The following is a 14,050-nucleotide window of genomic DNA, read 5'->3' as shown; positions in this document are numbered from 1 at the left end:
TCCTATAGAATAAGTCGAGATAGTAGGTATAACGGGCAGCGCCCGTCAACGGTCGCGGGACACGGTCACCCGCGCGCCGGCGGCCTCCGGCCGGCCGGCGAGCAGGCGCAGTTCCGCCCCGGTGCCGGTGGGCCCGTCGCCGGTGAGCCGGGCGGCCGCGTCGAGGGTCCGGCCGTCGAACACGTCGATGCCGGGGTCGGCGACCGCGGTGCCGCCGCAGCTGCCGCAGGGCCGGTCGAGGTCGGTCACGCGGGCTACCGGGCCGGGCTCACCGGTGCGGTAGCGCCGGGCAGCGGCTCCACGTCGTCGGGACCCACGGGAACCGTCGACCCGCCGGCGACGCGGACCTCGTACCCGGTCGGCGGGCCCGACACGGTCCACCGGACACCGACCACGACGGCGTCGCCGCCGCCGGCGAGCCGCACGCGCGTTCCCGGCGCCGTGCCGTGCTCCGCCGGGGCCAGCACCGCGTCGAGGATCTGCCGCGCGCCCGCGACCGAGTGGCGCAGCACCACCGTGCGGAACTCGCCGTCGAGCGTGCGCGCCGCGTCGCGCAGCCGTCGGTCGGTGCCGGCGACCGCCGCGGCGAGGGCGGCCTCCACGCGGGTCCAGAGGCGCCAGCGGTCGCCGTCGAGGAGGAGCCGCGCGGCGCGGTCGGGCCCGGCGCACGCGACGTCGACGGCGTCCTCCTCGCCGAGCTCGGCGACCCACGCCAGTTCGGCCGGGCTCGGCAGGACATCCGGCGACTCGACCGCGAGCACCGTGTACAGCAGGCCGAGCACGGTCGCCCGGTCGGCGCCGTCGAACACCGTCGCGCGGTCGGCGCCGTCGAACACGGCCGCGCGGTCGGCGCTCTCGACCGCGGCGCGGACCGGCGGGAACCGTTCGGTGAGGTGCCCGGCGCGGCCCAGCGGAAGGTCGGCCGCGCGCCGCGTGTCGGTTACGCGTACAGCGAACCGGCGCCGTTCGCGCGCGGCGGACAGCCACGCGCGGTGGTCGTCGGCCGGGTCCGTGGAAAAGCCGGGTGGACGCGTCCTGAGCAGGCGCGCGGCAACCGAGTAGGAGACGCCCAGCCGGGCGGCGTGTGCCCGGATCGCGCGCCGGCGGGCCCGGTCGGGGACCGGCGAACGGTGCTTGTCACGGGTCATGGCGTCCTCCTCCGGCACATCGTAAGGGGTACTCTGATGGGCAGCCGAGCGCCGGCACGAGCGTAGCGAGGCCCCCCACGCGGGCCACGCCACACGCCAAGAGGCTCAGACTCAGCGCACACACCACGATCCGATGCCGCGCGCCTTCGTTTCCGTCGAAGCGCAGCACGTGCGTCTTTCCGGGCGGGGTGCGTGGGGCCCCGCCGTGTGAGGACGTGAGTGCAGTGTTCGAACGGTTCACCGACCGGGCCCGTCGGGTGGTCGTCCTGGCGCAGGAGGAGGCCCGGATGCTCAACCACGGCTACATCGGCACCGAGCACCTCCTGCTCGGGCTGGCGCACGAGGGCGAGGGGATCGCGGCGAAGGCCCTGGAGAGCCTCGGCGTCACGCTGGAGGACGTACGGCTGCGGGTCGAGCAGATCATCGGCCAGGGGCAGCAGGCGCCCACCGGTCACATTCCCTTTACGCCACGAGCGAAGAAGGTCCTGGAGCTGTCGCTGCGCGAGGCGCTGCAGCTGGGCCACGGCTACATCGGTACCGAGCACCTCCTGCTCGGGCTGGTCCGCGAGGGCGAGGGCACGGCCACGCAGGTGCTGGCGAAGCTCGGCGCCGAGCGGAACAGCGTGCGGGAAACCGTGGTGCGGCTCCTGTCGGGCGCCGAACCGTCCACTGTGGCCGGTGCGCCGGCGACCGGCGCCGCCGTGCCCACGCCGTCACCGACGCTGGACCAGTACGGCCGCAACCTCACGGCGGCCGCGACCGCCGGCGAGCTCGACCCGATGATCGGGCGCGGGCGCGAGATCGAGCGCATGGTGACGATCCTGTCGTGCCGGCGGAAGAACAACCCGGTGCTCGTCGGCGAGCCGGGCGTCGGCAAGACCGCGCTCGTCGAGGGGCTCTGCCACCGCATCGCGGGCGGCGACGTGCCGTCGTCGCTGCTCGGCAAGCAGGTGTACACGGTCGACCTCGGCGCGATGGTGGCCGGTTCCCGCTACCGCGGCGACTTCGAGGAGCGGCTGAAGAAGGTCGTGAAGGAGTGCCGCGCGCGCGGCGACGTCATCCTGTTCATCGACGAGATTCACACGATGATCGGCGCGGGCGCCGCGGAGGGTGCGATCGACGCGGCGTCGATCCTCAAGCCGATGCTCGCGCGCGGCGAGCTGCAGACGATCGGCGCCACCACGCTCGACGAGTACCGGAAGCACTTCGAGAAGGACGCCGCGCTGGCGCGCCGGTTCCAGCCGGTCACCGTCGACGAGCCCACCCACGCGCAGGCGATCGAGATCCTCAAGGGACTGCGCGACAGCTTCGAGTCCTTCCACCGCGTCACCATCACCGACGCGGCGATCGTCGCGGCGGTGACGCTCGCCGACCGCTACGTCACCGACCGGTTCCTGCCCGACAAGGCGATCGACCTGGTCGACGAGGCGGGTGCGCGCACGCGGGTCCGCCGGCTGACCTCACGGCCCGACCTGCGCGAGCTCGACGAGCACATCGCGCGGGTGCGCCGCGACAAGGAGGGCGCGATCGACGCGCAGGACTTCGAGCTGGCGGCGCGGCTGCGCGACGACGAGCGGCGGCTGAAGGACCGCCGGACGGCGCGCGAGAAGGGCCACGACGACCAGGTGTCCGAAGTGGACGACGAGCAGGTGGCCGAGGTGCTGGCGAACTGGACCGGCATCCCGGTCTACAAGCTCACCGAGGAGGAGACCTCCCGGCTGGTGCACATGGAACGGGAGGTGCACCGGCGGATCATCGGCCAGGACGACGCGGTCTCCGCCGTGTCGAAGGCGATCCGGCGCACGCGTGCCGGGCTGAAGGACCCGAAGCGCCCGTCGGGCTCGTTCATCTTCGCCGGCTCCTCGGGCGTCGGGAAGTCGGAGCTGGCGAAGGCGTTGGCCGAGTTCCTGTTCGGCTCCGAAGACTCGTTGATCCAGCTCGACATGTCGGAGTTCCACGACCGGTACACGGTGTCGCGGCTCGTCGGTGCCCCGCCCGGGTACGTCGGCTACGACGAGGGTGGTCAGCTGACGGAGAAGGTGCGCCGGCGTCCGTTCTCGGTGGTGCTCTTCGACGAGATCGAGAAGGCGCACCCGGACGTGTTCAACACGCTGCTGCAGATCCTGGAGGACGGTCGCCTGACCGACGGCCAGGGCCGCGTCGTCGACTTCAAGAACACGGTCATCATCCTCACCACCAACCTCGGCACCCGCGACCTCGCCAAGGGCCTCACGATGGGCTTCCAGGACGCGGGCGCCGACGGCGCGCCGTACGAGGCGATGAAGCGGAAGGTCGACGACGCGCTGAAGCAGAACTTCCGGCCCGAGTTCCTCAACCGGATCGACGACACGATCGTGTTCCGGCAGCTGGAGGAGGACCAGATCCTGGCGATCGTCGACCTGATGGTCGCCCGCGTCGAGGGCCAGCTCCGCAACCGGGACATGGGCCTGGAGCTGACCCCCGCGGCGAAGCTGTTCCTGGCGCGGAAGGGCTACGACCCGGTGCTGGGCGCACGTCCGCTGCGGCGCGCGATCCAGCGCGAGATCGAGGACGCGTTGTCGGAGCGGATCCTCTTCAACGAGGTGCGGCCGGGGCAGCTCGTGGTCGTCGACGCCGACGGTGACGGTCTCGTCTTCCGGTCCGCCGACCGACGGGTCGACGTGACGGCCTGACCGCGGTTCGTGACGGGCGGCGGCACCCGGCCGCCGCCCCACCGGCCCCGCTAGGGTTGCGGCGTCACGGACCAACGGGGAGGTCGAACGGTGTCGATGAGCAAGGGCGCGAACCTGGCGGTCGCCGCCGGTTCGGTACGGGTGGTCGTGGGCTGGCAGGCCGGTGCGGGCGTCCCCGACGCCGACTGCTCCGCGCTGCTGCTGGCCGGCGGCGCGGGTGGCGCCGGCGGCTCCGGTGGCTCCGGCTTCACGGTGCGCGGTGACCACGACTTCGTGTTCTACAACCAGCCGACGCACCCGAGCGGCGCCGTGCGGCACGAGGGCAAGCGGCGCGCCGGTGCGGGCGTCACCGACACGCTGCTGGTGAACCTGTCGGCGGTCGAGCCGGCGGTCGGGAAGGTGGCGATCGTCGCGTCGAGCGACGGTGGAACGTTCGGCCGAGTGCCGGGCCTGCACGTGCGGGTGCTCGACAGCGGCTCCGGCGCCGAGCTGGCCCGGTTCGACAGCGGCGACGCCACCACCGAGACCGCGTTCGTGCTGGGCGAGCTCTACCGCCGCGACGGCGGGTGGAAGTTCCGCGCGGTGGGCCAGGGCTTCGACAACGGCCTCGCCGGCCTGGCCACCACCTTCGGCGTCTCGGTCGACGACGCCCCGCCACCGCCGACGCCTGCCCCGCCGCCTGCCCCGCCCGCCGCGCCGCCATCGCCTGCCCCGCCGCAGCAGCCGCAGCCGCCCGCCCCGCAGCCCGCGCCGCCGGTTGCCCCGCGGGACGCGCCCGCACGCCGGTCCAACGGCTATGTTCCCGGCCCGGGCCAGCCGTTCGCCTACTTCGACACGGCCGGCATGGAGAACGTCGCCGAGCTCACCTGGCGTGACGGCAACGGCGACGTCATGCAGATCGTCCCGGTGACGCAGGTGCCCGACCTGCCGGCACCCCTGCACGACCTCGCCGCGATGGGCCGCGGCCTGGCCCTCACCTACGCCCGGTCGGGCGGAGCGCTCGTCGAGTGCCGACCCGCGCAGCTCGACGGGCTGCCCGCGGTGCGCCAGATCCTCAAGATGAAGTTCCCCGGACAGGCGCACGGCCTCGTGTTCTCCGGGGTCCTGATCGCGCCGAAGGCGACCGGCGCCGTCATCTTCAAGGCGCAGTGCCCCGAGTACGGCACCACGGGCATGCGCGAGTCGATGGTGATGGTCCAGGTCGGTCCGGAGTCGTTCTTCGTTCCGAGCCCGTTCGCGCCCGACGTCGACCTGCAGGCGATGGGCGCACTGCCGTCGAACGTGGCCGACCGGCCCGAGTACGACCAGCGGTTCCCGCAGCATCCGCTGTCGCGGCTGCGGCGCCTGCTCGCGCACATCGAGGCGACGGCCCGCATCAGCGACGCCTTCTGGCACCTGCCGCCGTTCGCGGGACGGTAGCCGCACCGTGACCGCGCGTCAGCCGTTCCCGAGCATCGGCGTGTGATCCAGGTCACGTCCGGCTTGTCCAAAGGCGGTGCGATCCGTAGCCGATGGCCCATTACGGGTCCCGATGCGGTGGACCGGATGGGGATGGGCTGATGCGGAACCTGGGTGTTGGTCGGCGGTTGACCCTGCTCGTCGCGGTCGGGGCGGTGACGCTGGGCGTGGTGGTGCTCGTCGGGATGCTGTCCCAGGGCCGGGTGGCCGACGAGGGCGTGGAGCTCGCCCGGCTCGAGGCCGGCAAGGCCGCCCTCAACCACCTGGACACGCGGGGGAGCGAGCTGAAGGTCGACGCGTACCGCTCCGCCCTCGGCCAGGACGTGACCGCCGACGTCGTCGACGACATCCAGTCCATGAAGGACGCGGTGGCCGGCGTCGACGAGGCGGGCCTGCCCGCCGACCTGGGTGGCAAGTTCGACCAGGTCCGCGACGACGTCGACTCCTTCAACACGTTCATCGACGACTTCGTGAAGGCCGCCGTGGTGAACCCGGCCTCCGTGACCGGCCGCCTGGACGAGATCGCCGAGCGCAACAACGTCGTCGACGACCAGCTCGACGCCCTCCACGAGGAGATCGACGCCGACATCGTCGCGGCCCGCGAGCAGATGGACCGGACCGTCGCCACCGGCGAGCTGACCGCGGTCGGTGTGGGCATCCTCGGCCTGGTGCTGCTGATCGGGTTCGCGATCCCGCTGGTCCGGTCGATCCTGCGCCCGGTGCGCGAGGTGGGCCGGGTGGTCGAGGCGCTCGCGAGCGGCGACCTCACCCAGCGGGCGAAGATCGACAGCAGGGACGAGATCGGGCGGATGGCCACCGGCCTCGACCGGGCGATCGAGAACATCACCTCGTCGATGCGCAGCATCACCGCGCACGCCGAGCAGCTCGCCAGCGCCGCGACCGAGCTGTCGGCGGTCTCCTCCGAGATCGCCTCGACGGCCGACTCGTCGAGCACCCAGACCTCGCAGGCCTCCGCCGAGGCGGCCGAGATCTCCCGCAACGTGGCGACCGTGGCCACCGGCGCCGACGAGATGGGCGTGTCGATCCGCGAGATCTCGACGAACACCAGCCAGGCGGCCGGCGTCGCGTCGTCGGCGGTCCACGAGGCCAGCCAGGCCACCCAGACGGTGGAGAAGCTCGGCCAGTCGAGCGCCGAGATCGGCAACGTCATCAAGCTGATCACCTCGATCGCGGAGCAGACCAACCTCCTGGCGCTGAACGCCACCATCGAGGCCGCGCGCGCCGGCGACGCCGGCAAGGGCTTCGCGGTGGTCGCGTCGGAGGTGAAGGACCTGGCCCAGGAGACGGCCCGGGCCACCGACGACATCGCCGCCCGCGTCGCCGCGATCCAGGACGACACCGAGAGCGCCGTCGGCGCGATCCGCCGGATCAGCGACGTCATCTCCGACATCAACAACTACCAGGCGACGATCGCCGCGGCCGTCGAGGAGCAGACCGCGACGACCGCGGAGATGGGCCGCAGCATCGCCGAGGTCACCGGCGGCAGCTCCCGCATCGCGAGCCACATCGCCGACGTGGCCGACGCGACCGCCATGTCGGTGCAGAGCGTCAGCCAGGCCAAGGACGCCAGCGCCGACGTGGCCCGCACCGCGGAGGAGCTGCGCGGCCTGGTCAAGCAGTTCCGGCTGGTGTAGGTCAGTCCTGCCAGTAGAAGAGCAACGCGCCCACGTCCTCGCCGCGCGCCGACGGGATCAGCCGCCGACGACGTCCACTCAGGACACCCGCCGGTTGCCCGTCACCGCCGGGTGGTCGGGCAGGTCGGCCAGGCGTCCGAGGATCTGGTCGTCGGTCGGGTGGCCGGGCCGGTACCACAGCGCGCCCAGGCCGGCGCCCGCCGCACCGGCGACGTCGGCCCACTCGTTGTCTCCAATGTGGACGATGCCGGCCGGCCCGCACGCGGCGGCCGTGGTGAGCCGGGCGAACAGGCGTGGCGACGGCTTCGCGGAGCCCACCTCGTCGGAGAAGATCTGGTGGTCGACGCGCAGCCCGAGGCGCACCAGCGCCCGGTGCACCTCGCGGCCGGGCACGAACCCGGTGTTGCTGGCCACCGCGAGCCGCAGCCCGGCCGCGCGCAGCCGGGCCAGCGTCGCGAGCAGGTCCGGTTCGGTCGGTGTCGGCGGGTGGCGGCGGAACTCGTCGGCCAGTCGCGCGTCGAGCGCGGCGAGCGCCGCGTCGTCGGGCATCGGGACCCCGAGCGCACCGGCCGCGTGTGCCAGCCGTTCGGCGACGCCGTACTGGTTGCCGGTGCGCAGCGTCTGCTCGTCGAGCGCGTCGTCGGCGTCGTCGAGGGCGGTGCGGGTCGGGTCGGGCGCGGTGCCGAGGGCGGCGGCGACGGTGGCGACGCGGCGGTGCTTGTAGTCGGGGTTGCCGCGCAGCAGCGTGCCCCACACGTCGAAGCTGACCATCCGTAGCCCGTTCATCCGCCGACGCTCCAGCCGTGGGTCGCCGCCCGCGCGTCGAGGTCGTGCCCGTCGGCGTGGTCGACGACGGCCCGGGCCGTGCCGGCGAAGGCGGGTTCGAGGAGGAAGCCCTCGGCGAGGACGGCGGCGTACAGGTGCCACGCCACGCGCTCCGGAACCTCGCGTAGCCACCGCGCGACCGCGTCAGGCTCCTGCCGCAGCACGAACTTGCACATGCGCTGGTTCACCGTGACCGCGCCGCGGCACAGGTCGGCGAGCGCCGCGAGACCGTCGACGGCCGCGTGGTTGAGGTCGTACTCCACCTCGGGCCGCCGTGCGGCGTAGCCCGGTTCGACGGTGGCGATCACCAGGTAGGTGACCGAGCGGGGCGCGTACCGGGCGACCGCGTCGACCGTCACCTCGGCCGACGCGCCGGTGACCCAGAGGTCGTCGACGATCACCACGTCGCGCCCGGCGAACAGGGCGGGGATCCCGCTGATCCGCTCGCGGGACAGCAGTTCCCGGCGTGCGGCCGCGCTCTTCGCGCCGTAGTCCTCGGCCGGCACGGCGCCCCGGTGCAGCTTCGCCCGGACGGCCGGCGCGACACCCTGCCGCGCCCGGTCGTGGTTGACCGCGCGGAGCACGCCGTCGGCGAGGAGGTCGGCACCGATCGGCACGGCGCGGCCCGCCGGCGCGGTGACGGTGAGGGCGTCGGCCGGCAGCCCGGTCGCCAGCTTGGTCGCCAGCTCCGCGAGCATCTCGGCGAACCCGTCGACGTCGGCGCGCGAGCCGTACTTGTACCGGCTGTAGGCGGCGGCGTCCAGCGCCGTGCCGCTCTCACCGACCTCGTAGACGGCGAGCACGTCGGGCCTCATGCGGCCACCAGCGTCTCGTACGCCCTGCGGTACCGGTTCATCACCGCGTAGCCGTTGCACTCCCACGCGGTCACCAGAGCTCTTCTCAGGTCCTCGGGAACGACCCGGAGAAACTCGGCGAACTCGGCCGCCGGCGCGCCGAGGATCAGCTTGCACGCGCGCGAGTTCAGGATGAACCCGTCGCCGTTCGCCAGGCGCGCCAACGCGTCCAGGCTGCCGACCGACGCGGTGTTCATGCGCCGCTCGACCGTCGGGTCGCCGGTGCCGTCGATCACCGCGCAGTACGCGAACGTGGCCGCCGGCACGCCCACCGCCTCCAGCACCGAGGCGAGCCGCCCCTCGTGGAAGCCGGTGACCCGCAGGTCGTCGACGACGAGCACCGCCGCGCCGGCCAGCGGTTCGGGGTCCACCCGGATGACATCGCCCGCGATGAACGCCTCGCGTTCCGCGAGCGTCATCGTGGAGTAGTCACCCTCGATGAGCCGCTCCCGGTAGAACTGCGTCGGGGTGACCGGCGGCAGCCCCGCCTCCGCGCGCGTCCGGTTGAGCCGGTGCCCCACGACGCGGGCGAGCGCCACCGACGCCAACGGCACGAACTTGAAACAGGACGCCGTGAGCACCAGCCGCTCCGCCGTCGCGACGCCCTCGGGCACCCGGTCGGCGAGGTGCCGGCCGAGCCGCCAGGTGGCGTCGGCGGCGCCGTGCTTGAACCTGCTGAAGTCGGTCGGGTCGAGCGCGGGAAGGTCCGGCCGGGACCCGTCCGCGTCGAACACGGCCACGATGTCACGCCGCAACCGCCGTCACCCCCCTCCGTGCCGTCGGCGCCGATGGTACGGGCCGAACCTGCGAGCTACCCGGCAACGGGATCAAGCATGCGCTGTGCGGATGTCCAGGAGGGATCGCGCGTGTTACGGCCGGCCATCCGGACGCGTCCGGGGAGCGCGCGTCGTCCGAGCGCCCCGTCCGGGTCCGTCCGGGGCCTTCCGAGGCGCTCGACGGCGCTCACGCCGGTCCACACGATGGGTCTCGACCTCACGACCAGCCCGACCCTGGAGACGCACCGTGACCCCGAACCAAGCCGTTGTCCTGACCACGGTCGCGGACGAGTGCCACGCCGTTCTCGACCTTCTCGGAGGTCCTCCGCCCGGACTCGTCCGGCGCCGCGAAAAGCGCGAAACCCTTTACGAGACCGGCGTCTTCACCGGCGAGCGCAGCACCTGGCTCGTGCGGGTCGCGGAGACCGGTCCGGGGAACACCACCGCGGCGGTCGCGGTCGAGCGCGCCCGGGCGGTGTTCCGTCCCGACGTGATCCTCCTGGTCGGCGTCGCCGGTGGGCTGCGCGGCGTCGACCGCGGTGACGTCGTGGTCGCCGACCCGGTGTACGAGGCCGGACCGGGCACCCTGACGCGCACCCATCGGCCGTCGGAACGACTGCTGCAGCACGGACGCGGGGTGGCCCGGAACGCTTTGTGGCGCAACCGGATCCAGCCGACGACGTCGGCGCGGGCGGTCGTAGGGCCTGTAGTCGCCGCACACCCGGAAACCCCGTGCGGCGACGCGGTCGCCGTGGAGCCGGAGGGCAGCGGGTTCCTCCACGCCGCGAGCCTCAACCGGTCGGTGGAGGCGCTCGTGGTGCGGGGGATCTGCGACCTCTCCGGAGACCGGTCGTGGCGGCGGGTGGCCGCACGCAGCGCGGCGGCGTTCGCTGTGGCGGTCCTTGACGCCGCGGGACGACCCGGACCGCGCCCCTACTGTGTCGGCCGCGCCCGGGCCATGACCTCCTCGGTGGTCAGCGGGCTCGGCGGGTGATGGCTCAGGCACAGCGGGGTGCGCAGCTTGCGCGGCGCCTCGCCCTCGAGCGCGACGTAGAACTCGCCGGTGCGCAGCCGTGAGATGTCCGGCACGTCGCCGCCCTTGACCCGGGCCATCTCGCGGGCGGCGTCGATCTGCACGTTGGCCTGCAGCGCGCCGAAGAACTGGGTGGTGGCGTTGCCCGGGATCCGGTTGTGCAGGCTCTTGGGCGCCTGGGTCGCGAACACCAGTCCCAGGCCGTACTTGCGGGCCTGCGAGGCGAGCGCGAGCGTGCTCTGGGTGCACGCGGTCATCGCGCCCGACGGGGCCAGCGTCGCGGCCTCGTCCATCACGAACAGGCCGAGCAGCGGACGGTCGCGCGCCGGGTTCTTCCTTATCCAGGCGAACAGCGCCATCTGCAGCTGGTTGACGAAGCTCTGCCGCGCCTCGTCGCCCAGCAGGCCGATCAGGCTGATCACCGAGATCCGGGCCCGCTTCCCCCCCGACGGCGTGAGCAGCATCCCGGGGTCGGCGGGCGTGCCGGTGCCGCCGAACAGCGGGTCGTTGTCCATCGAGGCGGTGAGCGTCTGCGCGAGGTCGGCGGCGATGCGGTCGGCGTCGTTCAGTCCGCTGACGCCGTCGGGCAGGTCGGCCAGCGTGGCGATCAGCCCCTCGACGGAGTGGCCGCCCTGCCGCCCGTAGTGCTCCACGGTGCGCCGGAGCACGGCGAGCCCGAGGTGCGCCTTCTGCGTGCGTCCGACCAACTTGGCGCGCGGTGCGAGCGCCGCGACCGCGGCCTCCACCGCCTCCCCGAACTCGTCCGGATCGTCGCGGACGCTGGTGAAGTCTGGCAGCGGCTGGAAGCTGAGCGGGCGGCCGGTCTCCCGGCGCGGCGTCCACACGATGACCTCGGTGTCGGCCAGATACCGCGCGGCCCGCTCCGCGTCGCCGGCCCGCCACCCCGTCGGTGGTTGCGGCCACGCGTCACCCAGGCGCGCGAGGTCGTTGTTCGGGTCCAGGACGATCGCGGAGACGCCTTGCAGTGCGCACTCCTCCACTAGCCGCCGCAGGAGCACGGTCTTGCCCGAGCCCGACCCGGCGAAGATCGCCACGTGCTTGCGCAACGCCTCCAGCGGCAGCGGCACCGGCTCCCCGTTCTCGGCCCCGTACCCGATGACCAGTTCGGGCGGGGTCTCGATGCGTTCCGCCCGCTCGCGCGGCGGCGGGGCGCTGGTGGGGGTCCAGTCGTCGGCGTCGGCCAGGGCCTCCTTGAAGAGAGAGACCTGCGCGGCGGGGCGGCGCCGCACCAGCCAGGCCTGCACCTCGGTGGGCTTCTCATCGCGCAACCCGTGGAGCGCCGCGAGAATCCTCAGGTCGGCGTCGTCGATGGACAGCGTCAGGCCACCGTCGCGCCGGAGCTCCCGGATCGCCTCCTGCGTCTTCGTCGACGACGACCACGGACGGTTCCGGATCAGGATCAGCCGCCGCTTCGTCACGTCGGCCGTCAACCCCGACGCGGTCCGCGCCCGACGGAGCCGGTTCAGGGCGCCGACGCCGTGGTGGGTGTCGCTGATCGCGCGGAAGCACCAGTGCACCTGGTCCTCGGCCCGGTCGTCGTCCGGATCTCCCGGTCGCCCGTCGAGCGCGCGGCGGAGGCGGGCGTGCAGGTCGGGCCTGGCGCTCGGGGGCGGGTCGAGGGCGAACCCGCGGCCGTGGTCGCCGCGTTCGATGATCCACGCCGTGAGCCCGGCCGAGAGCAGGGCCGGGAACGTCGCGTCCTCGGTGTCGTGTTCGAGCGGCGAGGTGACGTCGGCGTCGCGCTTGAGGTCCTCGAACCGCGCGTCGATGCGGGCCAGCACGTCCTCCGACACGACCGGCGCGGTCCTCTCGGCCGGCCGGGGCCGCTCGTCGGCGGCCCGCCCGCCGAGATGGTGGAGCTCGCGCACCACGTCGTCGAGCAGGCACGCCCGCACATGGCTGTCGATCTCCTGGAGCAGCCGCCGCGGTGTGTAGTCGACGGCCTCCAGGAACACCGAGTCGCGCACCGGCCAGGTCGGGTATCTCGGCGTGAACCCCACGGACCGGTAGCGGGCACCGAGCCGCTTCTCGACGAGCTGCCGGGCCATCGCGGGTGTGGCGATTCCCTGCAACGAGGGGGAGCGACGGAACCGGTCGGGGACCGAGATGATGGTGTTCTTCGCCAGCTGTGACCAGGTGGTGGCCAAGGTGGCCACCACGGTGAGGGTCCGGCGGGTGTGGTCCCGCAGGTTCATCAGCCCGTTGGCGACGGTCGAGAGCACCATGCCCTGCCGAAGCGCGGCGGTCCCTTCCAACCGGGCCAGGTCCTCGGCGAACGCCGACTGGGCGACCAGGGTGTCGAGCTGGTCGAACGCGACGACCGACGGGCCGGTGAGGCTCAACAGATACGAGATCTGGCGGACCAGTTCCTGCGGCGTGTACTGCCGACGGCCGATGCCCCACCGTTGCCGTTCCCCCGGGACCACCTCCTCGGCGCCGAGAAAGTAGCCGTCGGCCACGTCCTGGTGCTCCTCGTTGTCGGAGGCCCGCAACGCCAGCGCCCGCGCGGTGTCCCGACACTGCCGCGCCACGTAGGGATCGAACCGGGTGAGACCGTCGATGAACTGCCCCAGGGCATCCGGACCCAGGTCGGTCTCGCCCATCACGGCGCGTCGGGCGCCCCGCGGCGCGCCGATGTTCGCCGAGAGCCGGCGCAGCAGTAGCTTCAGCTGCGTCTCGCTTCCGGGCACCTGGCGGGCGAGGCCGTCGAGCATGTGCATCAGCACGGTGTCCCAGAAGCGTTCCCCGTCGACCAGGCTGATCAGGAAGAAGTATCCATCGCGCTCCTGGATCTGCTCGCGTACCCACCCGAGCAGGTGGGTCTTGCCCGAACCGTTCCGGCCCTCCAGGACGAGACCGATCGGGCTGGGACCGGGGCTGGCCGACGCCTCCCCGATCCCCGCCCGCACGTCCTGAACCGTCGCGGGATGCAGCCCGTCAACGTGGAACTGCGACGGCCGCCACACGTCGTCGGGCACCTGGGCCCAGTTGAACCGGAGTGCCGCGAGCGCGGCGCGTTCCTCTTCGGTCATGGCATTCCGATCGCCAGCTTGTGTCGGTCCTCGCCGCCGATCCTCAGTGCGGCACTCCGGTCGGCCGGCGTGATCTTCTGCCCGTTCACCTCCGGCTCGAGGCGGACGTCGGGCTCCTTGTGCAGCGCCGACAGCGCGCGGTCGAGGTCGTCGCGGGACACGTCCGCCAGTGCCGTGCGGAGGTCGGCGAGCCGCACCCACTCACCGGTGCCGGCGAGGCCCGGGTAGGCGGCTCGGACCCGGTCGTGCAACGGGCGGTCGTCAGGGGCCGCGGGTGGTGCCTCGCGGAAAAGGTCGTGCAGCATGGGCAGCACCCGGGCGAGCGGGTCGAACTTCGTACTCTTGATCTCCAGCTTGCCGTCGAGCAGCTTCTCGCCCTGCCGGGTGATGCGGTGCCGGTACGAGCGTCCCCGCGGTGTCTGCGACTCGACGAGCCCGGAGTTGTTCAGAGTGATGTAGTCCGGGCTGACCAGCCTGATGCCGAAGCGCCGCTCCATCTCCTTGTTGTCGATCTCGCCACCCGCCAGCTTCAGCAGGAACAGGTACGCGTAGTCCTTGGGGCTCAGGTCGGTCATC

The 14,050-nt window shown here is 72.8% G+C and carries 11 protein-coding genes; 4 read left to right on the top strand and 7 right to left on the bottom strand.

Annotated elements, in window-relative coordinates:
- Positions 1-45 precede the first annotated feature (45 nt).
- Positions 46-249, bottom strand: a complete 204-nt coding sequence (locus Voc01_RS09895; RefSeq protein WP_203927012.1) for a hypothetical protein — start codon at positions 247-249, stop codon at positions 46-48.
- 5 nt (positions 250-254) lie between these two features.
- Entirely contained in the window at positions 255-1,148 is an 894-nt protein-coding gene (locus Voc01_RS09890) for a hypothetical protein (RefSeq protein ID WP_203927011.1), read from the bottom strand.
- 224 nt (positions 1,149-1,372) lie between these two features.
- On the opposite strand from Voc01_RS09890, the gene Voc01_RS09885 reads away from it, so the two are divergent.
- The 3 genes from Voc01_RS09885 (at position 1,373) to Voc01_RS09875 (ending at position 6,933) form a co-directional block, all read left to right on the top strand.
- Complete coding sequence (locus Voc01_RS09885) at positions 1,373-3,820, top strand: ATP-dependent Clp protease ATP-binding subunit (RefSeq protein WP_203927090.1); 2,448 nt, start codon at positions 1,373-1,375, stop codon at positions 3,818-3,820.
- A gap of 96 nt (positions 3,821-3,916) precedes the next feature.
- Positions 3,917-5,239, top strand: coding sequence for a TerD family protein (locus tag Voc01_RS09880; RefSeq protein WP_203927089.1), 1,323 nt, complete (start codon positions 3,917-3,919; stop codon positions 5,237-5,239).
- 140 nt (positions 5,240-5,379) lie between these two features.
- On the top strand, positions 5,380-6,933 hold the full coding sequence (locus Voc01_RS09875; RefSeq protein ID WP_203927010.1) for a methyl-accepting chemotaxis protein: 1,554 nt from the start codon (positions 5,380-5,382) through the stop codon (positions 6,931-6,933).
- A gap of 78 nt (positions 6,934-7,011) precedes the next feature.
- Here Voc01_RS09875 and Voc01_RS09870 read toward each other — a convergent pair whose 3' ends face one another.
- The 3 genes from Voc01_RS09870 to Voc01_RS09860 are packed head-to-tail and all read right to left on the bottom strand — an operon-like array spanning position 7,012 to position 9,367.
- Positions 7,012-7,719 (bottom strand): HAD family hydrolase, encoded by a 708-nt coding sequence (locus Voc01_RS09870; RefSeq protein WP_203927009.1) that lies wholly within the window; start codon positions 7,717-7,719, stop codon positions 7,012-7,014.
- Positions 7,716-8,573 (bottom strand): phosphoribosyltransferase family protein, encoded by an 858-nt coding sequence (locus tag Voc01_RS09865; RefSeq protein ID WP_203927008.1) that lies wholly within the window; start codon positions 8,571-8,573, stop codon positions 7,716-7,718. The genes Voc01_RS09870 and Voc01_RS09865 overlap by 4 nt, the downstream gene beginning before the upstream one ends.
- Positions 8,570-9,367 carry a phosphoribosyltransferase family protein gene (locus Voc01_RS09860; RefSeq protein ID WP_203927007.1) on the bottom strand — a complete coding sequence of 266 codons (798 nt, stop codon included), beginning with the start codon at positions 9,365-9,367 and terminating at the stop codon, positions 8,570-8,572. The genes Voc01_RS09865 and Voc01_RS09860 overlap by 4 nt, the downstream gene beginning before the upstream one ends.
- 268 nt (positions 9,368-9,635) lie before the next feature.
- Between Voc01_RS09860 and Voc01_RS09855 the strand changes: the two genes are divergently transcribed.
- Positions 9,636-10,382: a phosphorylase family protein gene (locus tag Voc01_RS09855; protein ID WP_203927006.1), complete on the top strand. Its 747-nt coding sequence runs from the start codon at positions 9,636-9,638 to the stop codon at positions 10,380-10,382.
- Here Voc01_RS09855 and Voc01_RS09850 read toward each other — a convergent pair.
- Both Voc01_RS09850 and Voc01_RS09845 read right to left on the bottom strand, forming a co-directional pair.
- A complete protein-coding gene (locus Voc01_RS09850) occupies positions 10,322-13,474 on the bottom strand; it encodes a helicase HerA domain-containing protein (RefSeq protein WP_203927005.1) in 3,153 nt (1,050 codons plus the stop codon). The two genes, Voc01_RS09855 and Voc01_RS09850, sit on opposite strands and share 61 nt — an antisense overlap.
- Entirely contained in the window at positions 13,471-14,049 is a 579-nt protein-coding gene (locus Voc01_RS09845; protein WP_203927004.1) for a hypothetical protein, read from the bottom strand. The genes Voc01_RS09850 and Voc01_RS09845 overlap by 4 nt, the downstream gene beginning before the upstream one ends.
- Position 14,050 lies beyond the last annotated feature (1 nt).

The organism is Virgisporangium ochraceum, assembly GCF_016863655.1.
In the GTDB taxonomy this organism is placed as follows: domain Bacteria; phylum Actinomycetota; class Actinomycetes; order Mycobacteriales; family Micromonosporaceae; genus Virgisporangium; species Virgisporangium ochraceum.
Note: the sequence above shows the minus strand (reverse complement) of the source record. Positions and strands in the feature narration are given on the sequence as shown.

Coding starts and splice junctions, on each gene's coding strand:
- Voc01_RS09890 (WP_203927011.1), bottom strand. CDS start 1,148: ATGACCCGTGACAAGCACCGTTCGCCGGTCCCCGACCGGGCCCGCCGG.
- Voc01_RS09880 (WP_203927089.1), top strand. CDS start 3,917: ATGAGCAAGGGCGCGAACCTGGCGGTCGCCGCCGGTTCGGTACGGGTG.
- Voc01_RS09875 (WP_203927010.1), top strand. CDS start 5,380: ATGCGGAACCTGGGTGTTGGTCGGCGGTTGACCCTGCTCGTCGCGGTC.
- Voc01_RS09870 (WP_203927009.1), bottom strand. CDS start 7,719: ATGAACGGGCTACGGATGGTCAGCTTCGACGTGTGGGGCACGCTGCTG.
- Voc01_RS09865 (WP_203927008.1), bottom strand. CDS start 8,573: ATGAGGCCCGACGTGCTCGCCGTCTACGAGGTCGGTGAGAGCGGCACG.
- Voc01_RS09850 (WP_203927005.1), bottom strand. CDS start 13,474: ATGACCGAAGAGGAACGCGCCGCGCTCGCGGCACTCCGGTTCAACTGG.
- Voc01_RS09845 (WP_203927004.1), bottom strand. CDS start 14,049: ATGACCGACCTGAGCCCCAAGGACTACGCGTACCTGTTCCTGCTGAAG.